Here is a 16,286-nt window from a genome sequence, read left to right on the forward strand (position 1 = left end):
GCCACCGCCATAGTGCCGCAGGCGGGAGGCCGACACCGGCGGCCGCTTCAGGTAGCGGCCGAGGTATTTCACGCTGTGCCAGGCTCCCCGGGTCTTCTTCGCAAAGTGTACCTTCCAGTACCGGCCATACTGCGCCTGCAGATAACGCCGCCACTGGCGCTCATCGCGGATGTGACCCAGACCCGGCAGCAGGCCGGGCATGATCTGGGCGTAGCTGTCGCGCAGCAGGCGGATGACCGCGCTCCGCCAGATTTCCTCCACAGCCTTCTTTTTAAAGAAGAGGCGGCGATGGATGCCGGGCTGGAGTGGGCCGACATCATCGTGATTGGCCACGGTTTGGGTCAGAATACGTGGGGCAAAAAAGCCCTGAAAAAAGTAGAAAACTGCCAGAAACCGATGCTTTGGGATGCTGACGCGCTTAACCTGCTGGCAATCAGCCCCGATAAACGTCAAAATCGAATCATTACGCCGCACCCCGGTGAAGCGGCTCGCTCACTTAACTGTAAAGTCAGTGAAATTGATAGTGACCGCTTACTTTCTGCACGGTGCTTAGCAAAACGTTATGGCGGTGTCGTGGTGTTAAAAGGTGCCGGAACGTTAATCGCCGACGCCGGCGGTAGCATGGCGATAGCGGATGTGGGTAATGCCGGTATGGCCAGTGGGGGCATGGGAGATGTGTTATCTGGTATCATCGGCAGTCTGGCAGCGCAAAAGCTCTCAATGTACGATGCTGCCTGCGCAGGATGCGTAGCGCACGGAGCGGCGGCTGAAGCGGTGGCAAAACGTCAGGGTACACTCGTGATGTTAGCCACCTATCTGTTTTCCGAGCTGTACATTGCGCGTTCGACGAAGATCAATGCCGGGTTGTGGGCTAACGATCTTAAAGTCACCACCGGGCGCAACAAGGTGGATGTCTGTTTGTCAATCCTGAGATGTCGAATACAAAAGAATGATGACCTGTGAAATTGCGTTGCCCGATGAGGCAGCAACCCTCGCACTGGGCGCCCGCCTAGCCCGCGCTTGTGACGACGCGGCGACCCTCTATCTTTACGGCAACCTAGGTGCGGGTAAAACCACCTTTAGCCGCGGATTCTTGCAGGCTTTGGGGCATCAGGGCAATGTTAAAAGCCCGACCTACACGCTGGTGGAGCCTTACGTTCTGCCCGATCGCCGCGTCTATCATTTTGACCTTTATCGCCTTTCCGACCCGGAAGAGCTGGAGTTTATGGGCATTCGTGATTACTTCGGCCCGGACAGCTTGTGCCTGGTCGAATGGCCGCAGCAGGGCGCGGGCGTATTACCTGAACCCGACCTAGAACTGCACCTCATCTATGTCGGTCATGCGCGCCAAGCCAAACTGCGTGCCTGCTCGCCCGCTGGAGAATCGATGCTGCAGCGCGTTGCTGCTGAGCCGGGTGAGGCATGATGCTGCGTTTTAAATCTTGGTGCCTGCTGGCCCTGTTCTACTGCTCATTTAGCGCGCTGGCCGCCAATCTCTCCGATATTAAAGTCTCGAACGGCAGTAATCAGGCAGAGGTGACGCTGAGCTTTGGCACCCAGCCGATCTATGCTTTTTTCCCGCTGCACAACCCTGAGCGCGTGGTGCTCGACATCTGCCAGAGTGCGGTCGTGCAGGGGTTACCGCTGACCTTCAGCGGTAAGAATATCGTAAAGCGCATCCGTTCCAGCAAAGCGCAGGACAGTCAGAGCATCCGCTTGGTGTTTGAACTGACCCAGCGCGGAAAAACCCGTGCGGTAACCCAGCGCAGCGGCAGCAATTACAACGTGGTGTTCACTATTTCCGGCACGCAGCCGGCGCAGACCACCCGCAGTGCGCCAGTCAGCAGCGCGACCGCTTCACACCCGGTCAGCAGCACTCCGCCTAAGAGCCCGTTTGATGCCACCCCGGTGACGGCGGTGAACAGCGGTAATCAGGTAGCACGGCCGCGCACCGCTGCCAGCAGAAATGACACGGTGATTGTGGCGGTCGATGCCGGGCACGGTGGTCAGGATCCGGGCGCGATTGGCGGCGGCGGACTGAAAGAGAAGAATGTGACCATCGCCATTGCCCGCAAGCTGAAGGCGTTGCTGAATGCCACCCCGATGTTTAAAGGGGTAATGACGCGCGATGGCGATTACTTTATCTCGGTAATGGGCCGTTCGGACGTGGCGCGTAAGCAAAACGCCAACCTGCTGGTCTCGATTCACGCAGACGCCGCGCCAAACCGCAGCGCCTCCGGTGCGTCGGTATGGGTGTTGTCGAACCGCCGTGCTAATAGTGAGATGGCAGGCTGGTTAGAGCAGCATGAGAAGCAGTCCGAACTGCTTGGCGGGGCCGGCGATCTGCTGGCCAACAGCCAGGCGGATCCCTACCTTAGCCAAGCGGTGCTTGACCTGCAGTTCGGCCACTCGCAGCGGGTAGGATATGATGTCGCGGTAAAAGTGATTGCTCAGCTGCAGCGCGTGGGCGCACTGCACAAACGCCGACCGGAACATGCCAGCCTAGGCGTTCTGCGCTCGCCGGATATTCCTTCCCTGCTGGTGGAAACCGGCTTTATCAGTAATCCTCCGGAGGAGCGACTGCTAGGCAGCAGCGCATACCAGCAGAAGATTGCCGAGTCGATTTATAAAGGCTTACGCAACTATTTCCTGGCGCACCCGCTGCAATCAATCCCAAAGGAGGAAAACCGTCCGTTGCAGTCCGCAACGGCAGTTGAGGTAGAAGCTAACCCTGCCCCGGCAGGCACAAAGTACAGCGGCCCGACCCAACGCCACGTGGTGAAACGCGGTGAGACGCTGTCCGGTATCGCCGCGAACTACGGCGTCAGCATGGCGACGCTGCGTGCGATGAATACCCTGAAGAGAGATGTGGTATGGGTCGGACAGCGGCTGAAGGTGCCAGCAGGCAGCAGTCGTGCGGCGATGGCCAGCGTGGTCAGCAGTAAGAAGCCGCTGAGCCATAAAGTGGTGCGCGGTGATTCGCTGACGGCGATTGCTGCCAAATATGGCGTCAGCCCGCAGGCGATCCAGCAGGCAAACAAAATGAAGTCGCAGAATGTGATGCTGGGCCATACGCTGAAGATCCCGACGTCATAATTACGGGCGGCTAACGTAGGTGTCAGGCATGCCTGACCCGATTCCTTGCCCCCTTAAAAGGATACAACATGCCCATCCAAGTATTACCGCCACAACTTGCTAACCAGATTGCCGCCGGAGAGGTGGTTGAACGCCCGGCTTCGGTAGTCAAAGAGCTGGTGGAAAATAGCCTAGATGCCGGTGCCATGCGCATCGACATTGATATCGAGAAGGGCGGGGCCAAACTGATCCGCATTCGCGATAATGGCGTGGGTATTGGCAAAGACGAGCTGGCAATGGCCTTAGCGCGCCATGCCACCAGTAAAATCACCACGCTGGATGACCTCGAAGCGATTATCAGCCTCGGATTTCGTGGTGAAGCGCTGGCCAGTATCAGTTCGGTTTCACGCCTGACGCTGATCTCGCGCACCGAGGCGCAAAGTGAAGCTTGGCAGGCCTATGCCGAAGGGCGCGATCAGAGCGTCACGGTGAAACCAGCCGCGCACCCGGTCGGCACGACCCTGGAAGTGCTGGACCTGTTCTATAACACCCCGGCGCGGCGTAAATTTATGCGCACCGAGAAAACCGAGTTTACCCATATTGATGAAGTGATCCGCCGTATTGCGCTGGCACGCTTCGATGTGGCGCTCTCCCTCAGCCACAATGGCAAACTGATGCGTCAGTATCGCGGCGTCAGCGATAACAGCCAGCGCGAGCGCCGTTTAGGGGCGATCTGCGGCACCGCTTTCCTGACGCATGCACTAAAAATTGAGTGGCAGCACGTCGAGCTGAGCCTGCACGGCTGGGTCGCCGACCCGGTCGGGTCGAAAGTGCTGCCGGAGTTGCAATACTGTTACGTTAACGGGCGCATGATGCGTGACCGCCTGATCAATCACGCCATCCGTCAGGCCTATCAGGACAAGCTCGGCGATCAGCATCAGCCCGCTTATGTGCTCTATCTCGAGATCGATCCGCACCAAGTGGATGTCAACGTGCATCCGGCGAAACACGAAGTGCGCTTCCATCAGTCGAGGCTGGTGCACGACTTTATCTATCAGGGCGTGGTCAGCGCGTTACAGGAAACCGGTGCGCTAGGCCTGCCCGAAGTGACCGATGCTGCGCCTGCTGAACGCTGGCAGCCAGAAAACCGCCAAGCGGCTGGCGGCAATCACTTCGCTACGTCGGCACCGACCGCAGCGTCGGGTGGCGGTGGTGGAAGCAGCTGGCAGCCGCCGCTGCCTCCGACCTATCAGCAACGGGAAGGCATGGTGTATCAGCAGCTGCTGAAAACGCCGCCGCCTGCCCGCAGCAAAGAGCCTGCCCAGCAGCCGGTAAAAGAGGCACCACTCGGCGCCGACGATCACAGCTTTGGCCGCGTGCTGACGGTGGTAGAGCAGCAGTATGCACTGGTCGAAGGGAAGAGAGGACTGTCGCTGATGGCGTTAGCGGTGGCGGAGCGCTGGTTAAAGCAGGCGCAGCTCGACCCTGGCAGTGAGGCGTTGAAACCGCAGTCGTTGCTAATTCCGATCCGGCTGAAGCTGGAAAAAGCGGAACGAGAAGCGGGCAGCAGCAGCGCTACTCTATTAAACCAGATGGGTATCGACCTGCAGTTTGACGGCCATCATGTGATGCTGCGCGCCGTGCCTTTACCATTACGCCAACAAAATTTACAAAACTTGATTCCAGAAATGTTAGGGTACTTGGCTGGGCAGCAGGATGTTTCAGCCAGCCAGACGGCGCAGTGGTTAGCGTGTCAGTCGGTCTCTGAACATCAGCACTGGAATCACTCGCAGGCAATCTCCCTGCTGGCTAAAGTCGAACGACTCTGCCCGCAACTGGTGAAATCGCCACCTTCTGGATTACTGCAAGATGTCGATCTTGCCACGGCGATGAATGCCCTGAAGCATGAGTGAACAATTCACGGCTGGCCTGCCTAAGGCAATATTTTTGATGGGGCCAACGGCCTCCGGTAAAACGGCATTGGCGATTACGTTACGTCAGGCGTTACCGGTTGAGCTAATCAGTGTTGATTCGGCGCTGATCTATCGCGGAATGGATATTGGCACCGCCAAGCCTTCTGCCGGAGGACTAGCGCTGGCGCCCCATCGCTTGCTGGACATCCGCGACCCGGCTGAAACCTATTCAGCTGCCGAGTTTCGTCGCGATGCGCTGGCTGAAATGGCGGAAATTACCCAACGTGGGAATATTCCGTTGCTTGTTGGTGGCACCATGCTTTATTACAAGGCGTTGCTGGAAGGATTGTCGCCGTTGCCCTCGGCGGATCCAGAGGTACGTCAGCGTATAAAGCAGATGGCAAGTGAAGAGGGCTGGGAAGCACTTCACCGCCAGTTATGTGATGTAGATCCCGTTGCTGGATGTCGTATTCATCCGAATGATCCCCAGAGACTCTCGCGAGCACTGGAAGTTTTTTTTATTTCGGGTAAAACTTTAACGGAACTGACAAAAACATCGGGCAAAGCTCTGCCGTATGATGCTGCCCAGTTCGCCATCGCACCCGCGAGACGCGAGCTAATCCATCAACGTATTGAGCAGCGTTTTCATCAGATGCTGGCGTCAGGATTTGAAGCGGAGGCTCGGGCGCTCTTTGCACGAGGTGATTTGCATACGGACATGCCTTCCATTCGTTGTGTTGGTTATCGCCAGATGTGGTCATTTTTATCCGGTGAAATTGATTACGATGACATGGTTTATCGGGGAATTTGCGCAACCTGGCAGTTAGCTAAGCGCCAGATAACTTGGTTACGCGGCTGGAAGGACGTTCACTGGCTTGACAGCGAACAGCCTGAAGCGGCGTACTCTCAAGTGTTACAGGTTCTTAGTGCGAAGCTTGGGTGATTGTGTACAATTGGTTTGTTTTCTTGCACAAATTTTTACGTCGTATTTCAAACCGCAGGGTTCTTAAGTTACAAACAACAAGCATATAGGGAAAATATAGAATGGCTAAGGGGCAATCATTGCAAGATCCGTTCTTGAACGCATTGCGTCGAGAACGTGTTCCAGTTTCGATTTATTTAGTAAACGGTATCAAACTTCAGGGCCAGATCGAGTCGTTTGACCAATTTGTTATTCTTTTGAAAAATACGGTTAGCCAGATGGTGTATAAGCACGCGATCTCTACCGTTGTTCCGTCCCGTCCGGTCTCCCACCACAGTAACAACACGGGTGGCGGAAGCAGCAACTATCATCATAGTGGCAGTAACCAGGTGGCGTCTTCTCAGCATGCACAAGACAGTAAAGACGCTGAATAAGTAGCGTGACTGTCCGTCCACGACGGGGAGTTTTTGGCATTCAAGGTTCCCCGTCCTAGCGATAATACTCGAATAATGAACAAGAATTAAACAAGAGCACTATCGCTGAATTCCTCATCTCACCCCGGTTGGGTGGGATCATAAAAACGCCGTCTGGCAAGTTAGACGCGCATTTTGAATCTGGTATTAACGCTGTATGGCCCCAACGCGTAGCAGGTTTAACAAGGTACTGAGAGGTTTTAAGTTTGTTTGACCGTTATGATGCCGGTGAGCAAGCCGTACTGGTTCACATGTATTTCTCGCAAGACAGAGATACGGAAGATTTGCAAGAATTCGAAACCTTAGCCTCTTCTGCTGGTGTAGAAGCGCTGCGCGTTGTCACTGGCAGCTGCAAAGCGCCACACCCCAAATATTTTGTCGGTGAAAGAAAAGCTGTCAAAATCGCCGGAGCGGTCGCCGGAGCGGTAAAAGAAAGCTGTGCCGCCGTGGTGCTGTTCGATCACGCCCTGAGTCCGGCGCAGGAGCGCAACCTTGAAGCGCTGTGCGAGTGCCGCGTTATTGACCGCACCGGGCTGATCCTCGATATCTTTGCCCAGCGTGCGCGCATCCATGAATGTGAATTACAGGTTGACCTGGCGCAGCTGCGCCAGCTAGCCACGCGGCTGGTGCGCGGCTGGGCGCACCTTGAGCGCCAGAAAGGCAGTATTGGTTTACGCGACCTGGGTGAAACCCAGCTGGAAACCGACCGCCGTTTGCTGCACAATCGTATTACTCTGATCCTTTCCAGCCTTGAGCGCGTCTCGAAACAGCGCGAGCAGGCTAGGCACGCTCGAAACAAGGCTGATGTACTGACCGTGTCGCTGGTGGGTTACACCAACGCCGGCAAATCCACACTGTTTAACCGCCTGACCACGTCCGAGGTTTACGTGGCCGACCAGCTGTTCGCCACCCTCGATCCCACTCTGCACCGCGTTGACGTGGTGGGTGTGGGCGAAGTGGTGCAGGCTGATACCGTAGGGTCTATTCGCCATCTGCCGCACGACTTGGTGGCGGCGTTTAAAGCTACGCTGCTGCTGCACGTGGTTGAAGCAGCGGACGTGCGGATCGATGAGAACATCGACGTGGTAAATGAAGTGCTGGAAGAGATTGAATCCGATGAAATCCCCAGCCTGCTGGTGATGAATAAATCGATATGCTTGACGGTTTCGTTCCACGTATCGACCGTGATGAAGAGAACCTGCCATCCGGGTCTGGCTCTTAGCCCAACGTGGAGAGGGCAGGGCATCCCGCTGCTGTTCCAAGCGCTGACTGAGCGTCTGGCTGGTGAGATTGCGTAGTATGATTTACGTCTACCGCTGGCTGCAGGGCGGCGGCGTAGCCGTTTTTACCAGTTGCAGGCGATAGAAGGAATGAATAGGACGGTAGCGTGGGATTACACGTGCGCATGCTGATCGTCGACTGGCACCGACTGTGCAAACAGGAACCGACGCTGGTGGATCACATTGTTTGACTGATGTTGCCTGACACGCGTATCCCGGCTTGGGATACCACCGCACACACAATTAATGGAGTATAAAAATGGCGTGGAATCAGCCCGGGAATAACGGACAGGACCGCGACCCGTGGGGAAGCAGCAATAATCAAAGCGGCAACTCTGGGGGAAATAAAGGAGGGCGCGATAAGGGGCCTCCTGATTTAGATGATATCTTCCGTAAGCTGAGCAATAAGCTTGGTAGTCTGGGCGGTGGCAAAAAAAGCGGCGGTGACGGGTTAGGTAACGGCAGCGCACCGCGCAAGCCGGGCAGCGACGTGCGTCTGGTTGGCATCGTGGCCGCGGTGGTGATCTGGGCCGGTAGCGGCTTCTACACCATCAAAGAAGCCGAACGCGGCGTGGTGACACGCTTCGGTAAGCTTAGCCATCTGGTCGAGCCAGGTCTGAACTGGAAGCCGACCTTTGTCGATCAGGTACGTGCGGTGAACGTGGAGGCGGTGCGCGAGCTCTCTGCTTCCGGCACCATGCTGACCTCGGATGAGAACGTGGTGCGCGTTGAGATGAATGTGCAGTACCGCATCACCAATCCCGAACGCTACCTGTACGCGGTGACCAGCGCCGATGACAGTCTGCGTCAGGCAACCGACAGTGCCCTGCGTGGCGTGATTGGTCGCTCGACCATGGACCGAATTCTGACCGAAGGCCGTACCGTAGTGCGTAGCGAAACCCAGCGCGAGCTGGAAGAAACGATTCGCCCTTACGATATGGGTATTACCCTGCTGGACGTTAACTTCCAGACGGCGCGCCCACCGGAAGACGTTAAAGCATCGTTCGATGATGCTATTGCCGCACGTGAGAACCGTGAGCAGGCGGTACGTGAAGCCGAAGCCTACGCCAACGATAAGCTGCCGCGCGCCCGTGGTGATGCGCAGGGTATCCTTGAGCAGGCTCGTGCCTATAAATCCCGCGTAACGTTGGAAGCTCAGGGTGAAGTCGACAGCTTTGCGCGTATCCTGCCGGAATACAAAGCCGCACCGCAGATCACTCGCGAGCGTCTGTATATCGAAACCATGGAACGTATCCTGTCACATACGCGTAAGGTACTGGTTAACGATAAAGGCAACAGCCTGATGGTGCTGCCTCTTGATCAGCTGATGCGCGATCAGAGTGGCGCGGCATCCGGCAACAACCAGAGCGGAAGTAGCAGTCTGCTGCGTCTTCCGCCGGCTTCAGGCAGCAACAAACGCGCCAGCAGCAGTTTGTCGTTCAGTCCGGACGACATCATGGATCAGCGCCGGGTGAATGCTCAGCGTAACGATACCCAGTGCGAAGGGAGAGAGTAATCGATGCGTAAGCCGTTTATCGTACTATTGATTGTTGTGCTGGTGGTACTGTATGCGTCACTGTTTGTGGTGCAGGAAGGCCAGCACGGCATTGTGATGCGCTTCGGTAAAGTTCTGCGCGATGATGAAAATAAACCGCTGGTCTATGCGCCAGGCCTACACTTCAAAATCCCATTTCTGGAATCCGTGAAGTCACTTGATGCGCGTATCCAGACCATGGACAACCAAGCCGACCGCTTCGTTACAAAAGAGAAGAAAGACCTGATTGTTGACTCCTATATCAAATGGCGCGTCAGCGACTTCAGCCGTTATTACCTCGCCACCGGCGGCGGTGATATTTCTCAGGCCGAAGTGCTGCTGAAACGTAAGTTCAGTGACCGTCTGCGTTCTGAGATTGGGCGTCTGGACGTAAAAGATATCGTCACCGATTCCCGTGGCCGTCTGACCACCGATGTGCGCGATGCGCTGAACACCGGTAGTGCGGGTGTGGATGATGAAGTGGCTACGCCAGCAGCAGACAATGCGATTGCCTCTGTAGCTAAGCGCGTTGAGAGCGAGACCAACAGCAACGAACCGGCTATCAACCCGAACAGTATGGCGGCGTTGGGTATCCAAGTGGTTGACGTGCGGATCAAGCAGATCAACCTGCCAACTGAAGTTTCTGATGCGATCTATGCGCGTATGCGCGCCGAGCGTGAATCCGTTGCCCGTAGCCAGCGTGCTCAGGGTGCGGAAGAAGCCGCCAAAGTACGTGCTCAGGCCGACTACGAAGTTGAACGTACGCTGGCAGAAGCACGCCGTCAGGCTCTGATCACTCAGGGTGAAGGTGATGCAGAAGCGGCTAAGCTGTTTGCTGATGCTTTCAGTCAGGACCCGGATTTCTACGCCTTTATGCGTAGCCTGCGTGCTTACGACAACAGCTTCAAGAGCAATCAGGATGTGATGGTGCTGAGCCCGGATAGCGACTTCTTCCGCTTTATGAAAAATCCGTCTTCCTCCACGCGCTAATAATTTGCTGTAACGTGCGAAGAGGAAGAGCTGGTTCTTCGGCCTTTTTTTATGGGATTTCCAAGCAAGCGGCGAGTAACAATAATGAATACAACTGCATGGATGGCGTTAGGGCTGGTGCTGGTGTTCGAAGGATTAGGCCCGGTGCTTTATCCGCAGCTGTGGCGGCGAATGATCCTCGCGATGGCAAACATGCCCGATGGATTGCTGCGCCGGGTTGGCGGTGGGCTGGTAGTGGCAGGAGCAGTAATCTACTACACGCTCAGCCACGCTAACGGGGCATAGGCTCAGCGCTGTGGGTGACGTAACGCACTTTGGGTAAAAAAGTCCGCAATCGTATGCTAAAACAGCTGAAAGACTAAAATGACGATGATAGAATCCTTTTTTAAGCAATCGGTGATTCTGAAAATGGGTAAGAACGTTGTCGTACTTGGCACCCAATGGGGTGACGAAGGTAAAGGTAAGATTGTTGACCTTCTGACAGAACGCGCTAAATACGTAGTGCGTTATCAGGGTGGTCATAACGCTGGTCATACTCTAGTCATCAACGGTGAGAAAACCGTGCTCCACTTAATCCCATCTGGCATCCTGCGTGAAAACGTCACCAGCATCATCGGCAACGGTGTTGTACTGTCGCCTGCTGCGCTGATGAAAGAGATGAAAGGTCTGGAAGATCGTGGCTTCCCTGTACGCGAACGTCTGTTCATTTCAGAAGCCTGCCCACTGATCCTTGAATATCACGTCGCCCTTGATGTGGCACGTGAGAAAGCCCGTGGCGCGAAAGCGATCGGCACCACCGGCCGAGGTATCGGCCCGGCCTATGAAGATAAAGTTGCCCGTCGCGGCCTGCGCGTTAGCGACCTGTTTAACAAAGAAACCTTCGCTGCAAAGCTGAAAGAAGTGATGGATTACCATAACTTCCAGCTGGTAAACTTCTATAAAGAAGAAGTGGTTGACTTCAACAAAGTGTTGGCTGATACCTTGGCGATTGCCGATATCCTGACTGGCATGGTGGTTGACGTTTCTGAACTACTGGCCGGCGCGCGCAAGCGTGGCGAGCTGATCATGTTCGAAGGCGCACAGGGTACGCTGCTGGATATCGACCACGGTACCTATCCGTACGTGACCTCTTCCAACACCACTGCAGGTGGCGTGGTAACCGGTTCGGGTATAGGGCCGCGCTACGTTGATTACGTACTGGGCATTGTCAAAGCCTACTCCACGCGCGTCGGTGCGGGTCCATTTCCCACCGAGCTGTTCGACGAAACCGGTGAGTTCCTGTGCAAGCAGGGCAACGAGTTTGGTGCCACCACTGGTCGTCGTCGTCGCACCGGCTGGCTGGATGCGGTTGCCGCGCGCCGAGCGGTGCAGATTAACTCCCTTTCTGGCTTCTGCATGACCAAACTGGATGTGCTGGACGGCCTGAAAGAGGTGAAAATCTGCGTAGCCTACCGCATGCCGGATGGTCGTGAAGTGACTACCACCCCGCTGGCAGCAGAGGGCTGGGAGGGCATCGAGCCAATCTACGAATCCATGCAGGGCTGGTCTGAGATCACCTTCGGGGTGAAAACGCTGAATGGCCTGCCGCAGGCGGCGCGCAACTACATCAAGCGCGTTGAAGAAGTGATCGGAGTGCCGATTGATGTTATCTCTACCGGCCCGGACCGTAGTGAAACCATGATTCTGCGCGACCCGTTTGACGCATAATTCAGTTTCGGCCGGGCAATGCCCGGCCAGCTTTTATCCAGCACCGGTTGCCCTCCGTTCCCCCTCTGCTGTCATGATAAATAAAATGGCCCCAATCGCTGAGGCTGGTTTATTATCATTGCTAATCACACCCATTCTTAAGCGGACGATCGCAACAACCGCGGTGATATCTCTGAGGTCTTCTTGCAGCTGACCAATTTTACCGATTATGGTTTACGCGTGCTGATCTATATCGCCACGCTTCCGGCAGGCCAGATGACCAGTATCAGCGAAGTCACGGACACTTATGGCGTGTCGCGTAATCATATGGTCAAAATTATCAATCAACTTAGTCGTGCTGGCTATGTTGTTGCCGTGCGCGGTAAGAATGGCGGTATCCGACTGGGCAGGCCTGCCGAAGAAATAATGATAGGTCAGGTAGTGCGCGATATGGAACCGCTACAGCCGGTGAACTGCCACAGTGATTTCTGCTACATCACCTCCGCCTGCCGCCTGAAGAAAGCGCTGCATGACGCCGTCCAGAGTTTCCTGCGTGAACTGGACCAATACACCTTGACCGATCTGGTTGAAGACAACCATCCGCTATACAAAATTTTGCTGAATGAACGACCTTCATTTAGCAGCTGACAACGGAGGAACCTCGATGTCACACGATCCCTTTCAGGAACGAGAAGCTGAAAAGTACGAAAATCCCATTCCCAGTCGCGAGTTCATTCTTGCCCATCTGGATAAGCGCAAAAAACCGGCCAGCCGTGAAGAGCTGGCGCAAGAGTTAGATATCAGCGGCGAAGAGCAGATTGAAGCGCTGCGCCGCCGCCTGCGCGCCATGGAGCGCGATGGCCAGCTGGTCTTTACCCGCCGCCAGTGCTACGCGCTGCCGGAGCGACTTGACCTGCTGAAAGGCAAGGTTATCGGCCACCGCGACGGCTTTGGCTTCCTGCGCATTGAAGGCAGCAAAGACGATCTCTACCTCTCTGCCGAACAGATGAAGATGTGCATGCACGGGGATATGATCCTCGCGCAGGCGATGGGTGCCGACCGTAAAGGCCGCCTCGAAGCTCGCGTAGTGCGCGTGGTTGAACCGCGTAATGCGCAAATTGTTGGTCGCTACTTCACCGACTCCGGCGTTGGCTTTGTCGTCCCGGATGACAGCCGTCTGAGCTTCGACATCCTGATCCCGGCTGAAGAGCTGATGGGTGCGCGCAGGGGCTTTGTGGTGGTGGTGGAGCTGACTCAGCGCCCAACCCGCCGCAGTAAAGCCGTCGGTAAAGTGGTGGAAGTGCTCGGCGATAACATGGGCACCAGCATGGCTGTCGATATGGCGCTACGCACCCATGATATTCCGCACGAATGGCCGAAAGCGCTGGGAAAACAGATTGCTCACCTCAGTGAAGAAGTGCCGGAAGAGGCGAAACAGGGTCGCGTTGACCTGCGCGATCTGCCGCTGGTCACTATTGATGGCGAAGACGCCCACGACTTCGATGATGCAGTATTCTGCGAGCGCAAACGCGGCGGCTGGCGCCTGTGGGTCGCGATTACTGACGTCAGCTACTACGTGCGCCCGGGCACGCCGCTGGATGACGAAGCGGTGAATCGCGGCACCTCGGTCTACTTCCCCTCCCAGGTGGTGCCGATGCTGCCGGAAGTGCTCTCCAACGGCCTCTGCTCGCTCAACCCGGAAGTTGAACGTCTATGTATGGTGTGTGAGATGACTATATCCTCCACCGGCAAGCTGACCGGCTACAAACACTACGAAGCGGTGATGAACTCTTTCGCCCGCCTGACCTATAACAAGGTGTGGAACATTCTGCAGGGGCATCAGGAACTGCGCGAGCAGTACCAGCCGCTGGTGAAAGATCTGGAAGAGCTGCACCGCATGTACTTGGCGCTGGAAAAAGCGCGCGAGCAGCGTGGTGGTATCTCCTTTGAGACCGAAGAAGCGAAATTTGTCTTCAACACCGACCGCCGCATTGAGCGCGTCGAACAGGTGTCGCGTAACGATGCGCACAAGCTAATCGAAGAGTGCATGATCCTCGCCAACATCGCTTCAGCCCGCTACGTTGAGAGAAACAACGAACCGGCGCTGTTCCGCGATCACGACCGTCCAAGTGATGAAAACATAAAGAGCTTCCGCTCGGTGCTGAATGAGCTGGGCCTGACCCTGCCGGGCGGCGACAAACCGCAGTCGGTGGACTACTCCGCGCTGCTGAGCCAGATCGCCGGTCGTCAGGATCACGAAATGCTGCAAACCATGCTGCTGCGTTCGATGAAGCAGGCGGTGTATGACCCGGAAAACCGTGGTCACTTCGGTCTGGCGCTGGCGTCTTACGCGCACTTCACCTCGCCGATCCGCCGCTATCCGGACCTGCTGCTGCACCGCGCCATCAAGTATCTGCTGGCGAAAGAAGCGGGCACTCTGCAGGGCAACACCACGCCAACCGGCGGCTACCATTACGAAATGCCGCAGATGCTGCAGCTCGGCCATCACTGTTCGCTGACCGAACGCCGCGCCGATGAAGCCACGCGCGATGTTGCCGACTGGCTAAAGTGCGACTTTATGCAGGACCAGGTCGCGGAAACCTTTAGCGGCGTGATCTCCAGCGTCACCGGCTTCGGCTTCTTCGTGCGCCTGACCGACCTGTTTATTGACGGTTTGGTCCACGTTTCGACGCTCGACAACGACTACTACCGCTTTGACGCCGTCGGCCAGCGCCTGATCGGTGAATCCGGCGGTCGTACCTATCGCCTAGGCGATACCGTGGAAGTGCGCGTTCAGGCGGTGTATATGGATGAGCGTAAGATCGACTTCGCGCTAATCTCAAGCAGCCGCAAACCGCGTGGCGAAGGCAAAACCGCGCGCAAGCGTGAAAAACGCGGCGTGGCGAAAAACAGCGACAGCCGTCGTCGCGCACCGCGCAAGGGTGCCAGCTTCGAGCCGGACAGCGCCTTCCGCCCCGCCAAAGGAGCAGTAAACGCCCCTGCGGCAAACAAAGAGAAGAAACCGCGTAAGCCGTCGGATAAAACCTGTAAACTTGGTGCCACGCGCGCTAAGCGCGCGAAGAAAACCGACGACGCATAATCGCATCCGGGCTACGCAGCGAAACGGGTCGACCGAAACAAATGGTCGACCCCTACGACACCAAATCGTTGTAGGGGCTGCCCCTCTTTTCGGTCAGCCCGCTTAGGTCACCCACTAAATGAATATGACATTTGAGTATCCTGAACCATGAGTGAAATTGTTTTTGGTATCCACGCCGTGCAGGCGCTGCTCGACAGCGACCCGCAGCGTTTCCAGGAAGTATTTATCCTGAAAGGGCGTGAAGACCGTCGCTTGCAGACGCTGCTAAAAGCGCTGGAAGCACAGGGCATCGTTATCCAGGTTGCCAATAAGCAGATGTTGGATACCAAATCTGAAGGTGCCGTGCATCAGGGCGTCATCGCGCGCGTCAAGCAGGGCCATCAGTATCAGGAAGGCGATCTGCCGGACCTGCTGGCCAGCTTGGAAAACCCGTTCCTGCTGATCCTTGACGGCGTCACTGACCCGCATAACCTTGGGGCTTGCATGCGCAGCGCTGATGCTGCCGGCGTTCACGCCATCATCGTGCCAAAAGATCGCTCAGCGGCGCTTAACGCCACGGCGAAAAAAGTCGCCAGCGGCGCGGCAGAGCACGTGCCGCTGATCCGCGTGACCAACTTGGCGCGCACCATGCGTGTGTTGCAGGAAGCCAAAGTGTGGATCGTTGGAACGACCGGCGAAGCTGACCATACTCTTTACCAGAGCAAAATGACCGGCCCAATGGCGCTGGTGATGGGTGCTGAAGGCGAAGGCATGCGCCGCCTGACGCGTGAGCACTGCGACGAACTGATCAGTATCCCCATGGCGGGCAGCGTTTCATCGTTGAACGTCTCCGTCGCCACCGGTGTTTGCCTGTTTGAAGCGGTGTGTCAGCGCAGCGTGAAGTAAATTTGTAGTGGCACACTGATACTGGCCACCTGATTGGAAGGTGATATTCTCACCTTCCCAACACCACAGGTGACCCAATGGCTAAACATTTCACGCCAGAATTTAAGCTCGAAGCGGCGAAGTTAGTTGTCGACCACGGCTATACCTACGTTAAGGCCGCAGAGGCAGTTAACGTAAGCCATTCGGCTATCACCCGTTGGGTGAATAAGCTGCGACTTGAGCGCCAGGGGAAAACGCCCGCCGGGCTTCCTCTGACGCCAGAACAGCTCGAGCTGCGTGAGGCGAGGAAGAAAATACAACGCCTTGAAATGGAAAACGAAATCCTAAAAAAGGCTACGGCGCTCTTAATGTCGGACGCACTCAACGGTTCACGGTAGTCGACAGGCTAAGAGCGAGGTATCCGGTCGCTGCGTTGTGCCAGACTTTTG

14 protein-coding genes and 2 pseudogenes are annotated in these 16,286 nt (G+C 56.2%); 15 read left to right on the top strand and 1 reads right to left on the bottom strand.

The features are described from left to right. Nucleotides 1-294 (bottom strand): annotated as a pseudogene (locus tag BBW68_RS17175) (transposase); the annotation flags it as partial. 3 nt (nt 295-297) lie between these two features. Here BBW68_RS17175 and BBW68_RS13925 point away from each other — a divergent pair. From BBW68_RS13925 to BBW68_RS13995, 15 genes and pseudogenes are all read left to right on the top strand, one after another. Beyond that, nucleotides 298-831: pseudogene (locus BBW68_RS13925) on the top strand (NAD(P)H-hydrate dehydratase); the annotation flags it as partial. A gap of 118 nt (nt 832-949) precedes the next feature. Next, entirely contained in the window at nt 950-1,426 is a 477-nt protein-coding gene (gene tsaE / locus BBW68_RS13930; RefSeq protein WP_070135804.1) for a tRNA (adenosine(37)-N6)-threonylcarbamoyltransferase complex ATPase subunit type 1 TsaE, read from the top strand. Then, nucleotides 1,423-3,096: an N-acetylmuramoyl-L-alanine amidase AmiB gene (gene amiB / locus BBW68_RS13935; RefSeq protein ID WP_102135799.1), complete on the top strand. Its 1,674-nt coding sequence runs from the start codon at nt 1,423-1,425 to the stop codon at nt 3,094-3,096. The genes tsaE and amiB overlap by 4 nt, the downstream gene beginning before the upstream one ends. A gap of 68 nt (nt 3,097-3,164) precedes the next feature. Next, nucleotides 3,165-4,988, top strand: a complete 1,824-nt coding sequence (gene mutL / locus BBW68_RS13940; RefSeq protein WP_070135805.1) for a DNA mismatch repair endonuclease MutL — start codon at nt 3,165-3,167, stop codon at nt 4,986-4,988. After that, entirely contained in the window at nt 4,981-5,931 is a 951-nt protein-coding gene (gene miaA / locus BBW68_RS13945; protein WP_070135806.1) for a tRNA (adenosine(37)-N6)-dimethylallyltransferase MiaA, read from the top strand. The genes mutL and miaA overlap by 8 nt, the downstream gene beginning before the upstream one ends. A 101-nt stretch (nt 5,932-6,032) precedes the next feature. Continuing rightward, nucleotides 6,033-6,344, top strand: coding sequence for an RNA chaperone Hfq (gene hfq, locus BBW68_RS13950; RefSeq protein WP_070135807.1), 312 nt, complete (start codon nt 6,033-6,035; stop codon nt 6,342-6,344). 245 nt (nt 6,345-6,589) lie between these two features. Further along, nucleotides 6,590-7,681, top strand: a complete 1,092-nt coding sequence (gene hflX / locus BBW68_RS13955; RefSeq protein ID WP_245675281.1) for a ribosome rescue GTPase HflX — start codon at nt 6,590-6,592, stop codon at nt 7,679-7,681. A 241-nt stretch (nt 7,682-7,922) separates the two neighbouring features. After that, nucleotides 7,923-9,179: an FtsH protease activity modulator HflK gene (gene hflK, locus BBW68_RS13960; protein WP_070135808.1), complete on the top strand. Its 1,257-nt coding sequence runs from the start codon at nt 7,923-7,925 to the stop codon at nt 9,177-9,179. Between the two features lie 3 nt (nt 9,180-9,182). Further along, a complete protein-coding gene (gene hflC, locus BBW68_RS13965; RefSeq protein ID WP_070135809.1) occupies nt 9,183-10,187 on the top strand; it encodes a protease modulator HflC in 1,005 nt (334 codons plus the stop codon). 84 nt (nt 10,188-10,271) lie between these two features. Next, nucleotides 10,272-10,472: a DUF2065 domain-containing protein gene (locus BBW68_RS13970; protein WP_070135810.1), complete on the top strand. Its 201-nt coding sequence runs from the start codon at nt 10,272-10,274 to the stop codon at nt 10,470-10,472. Between the two features lie 123 nt (nt 10,473-10,595). Continuing rightward, on the top strand, nt 10,596-11,894 hold the full coding sequence (locus BBW68_RS13975) for an adenylosuccinate synthase (RefSeq protein ID WP_070135815.1): 1,299 nt from the start codon (nt 10,596-10,598) through the stop codon (nt 11,892-11,894). 183 nt (nt 11,895-12,077) lie between these two features. Beyond that, nucleotides 12,078-12,521 carry a nitric oxide-sensing transcriptional repressor NsrR gene (gene nsrR / locus BBW68_RS13980; RefSeq protein ID WP_070135811.1) on the top strand — a complete coding sequence of 148 codons (444 nt, stop codon included), beginning with the start codon at nt 12,078-12,080 and terminating at the stop codon, nt 12,519-12,521. Nucleotides 12,522-12,537: 16 nt separating this feature from the next. After that, nucleotides 12,538-14,973 carry a ribonuclease R gene (gene rnr, locus BBW68_RS13985; RefSeq protein WP_070135812.1) on the top strand — a complete coding sequence of 812 codons (2,436 nt, stop codon included), beginning with the start codon at nt 12,538-12,540 and terminating at the stop codon, nt 14,971-14,973. 147 nt (nt 14,974-15,120) lie between these two features. After that, nucleotides 15,121-15,858 carry a 23S rRNA (guanosine(2251)-2'-O)-methyltransferase RlmB gene (gene rlmB / locus BBW68_RS13990; protein WP_070135813.1) on the top strand — a complete coding sequence of 246 codons (738 nt, stop codon included), beginning with the start codon at nt 15,121-15,123 and terminating at the stop codon, nt 15,856-15,858. A gap of 77 nt (nt 15,859-15,935) precedes the next feature. Further along, nucleotides 15,936-16,235 (top strand): IS3 family transposase, encoded by a 300-nt coding sequence (locus BBW68_RS13995; RefSeq protein WP_070133807.1) that lies wholly within the window; start codon nt 15,936-15,938, stop codon nt 16,233-16,235. The last annotated feature ends 51 nt before the right edge of the window (nt 16,236-16,286 follow it).

The sequence above is a fragment of the Candidatus Erwinia dacicola genome, assembly GCF_001756855.1.
Classification (GTDB): domain Bacteria; phylum Pseudomonadota; class Gammaproteobacteria; order Enterobacterales; family Enterobacteriaceae; genus Erwinia; species Erwinia dacicola.

Bases quoted from the DNA above. Each gene is read 5' to 3' on its own strand.
- BBW68_RS13970 (WP_070135810.1), top strand. From the start codon at position 10,272: ATGAATACAACTGCATGGATGGCGTTAGGGCTGGTGCTGGTGTTCGAA.
- amiB (WP_102135799.1), top strand. From the start codon at position 1,423: ATGATGCTGCGTTTTAAATCTTGGTGCCTGCTGGCCCTGTTCTACTGC.
- tsaE (WP_070135804.1), top strand. From the start codon at position 950: ATGATGACCTGTGAAATTGCGTTGCCCGATGAGGCAGCAACCCTCGCA.
- BBW68_RS13995 (WP_070133807.1), top strand. From the start codon at position 15,936: ATGGCTAAACATTTCACGCCAGAATTTAAGCTCGAAGCGGCGAAGTTA.
- rlmB (WP_070135813.1), top strand. From the start codon at position 15,121: ATGAGTGAAATTGTTTTTGGTATCCACGCCGTGCAGGCGCTGCTCGAC.
- mutL (WP_070135805.1), top strand. From the start codon at position 3,165: ATGCCCATCCAAGTATTACCGCCACAACTTGCTAACCAGATTGCCGCC.
- hflC (WP_070135809.1), top strand. From the start codon at position 9,183: ATGCGTAAGCCGTTTATCGTACTATTGATTGTTGTGCTGGTGGTACTG.
- miaA (WP_070135806.1), top strand. From the start codon at position 4,981: ATGAGTGAACAATTCACGGCTGGCCTGCCTAAGGCAATATTTTTGATG.
- rnr (WP_070135812.1), top strand. From the start codon at position 12,538: ATGTCACACGATCCCTTTCAGGAACGAGAAGCTGAAAAGTACGAAAAT.
- hfq (WP_070135807.1), top strand. From the start codon at position 6,033: ATGGCTAAGGGGCAATCATTGCAAGATCCGTTCTTGAACGCATTGCGT.
- BBW68_RS13975 (WP_070135815.1), top strand. From the start codon at position 10,596: ATGGGTAAGAACGTTGTCGTACTTGGCACCCAATGGGGTGACGAAGGT.
- hflK (WP_070135808.1), top strand. From the start codon at position 7,923: ATGGCGTGGAATCAGCCCGGGAATAACGGACAGGACCGCGACCCGTGG.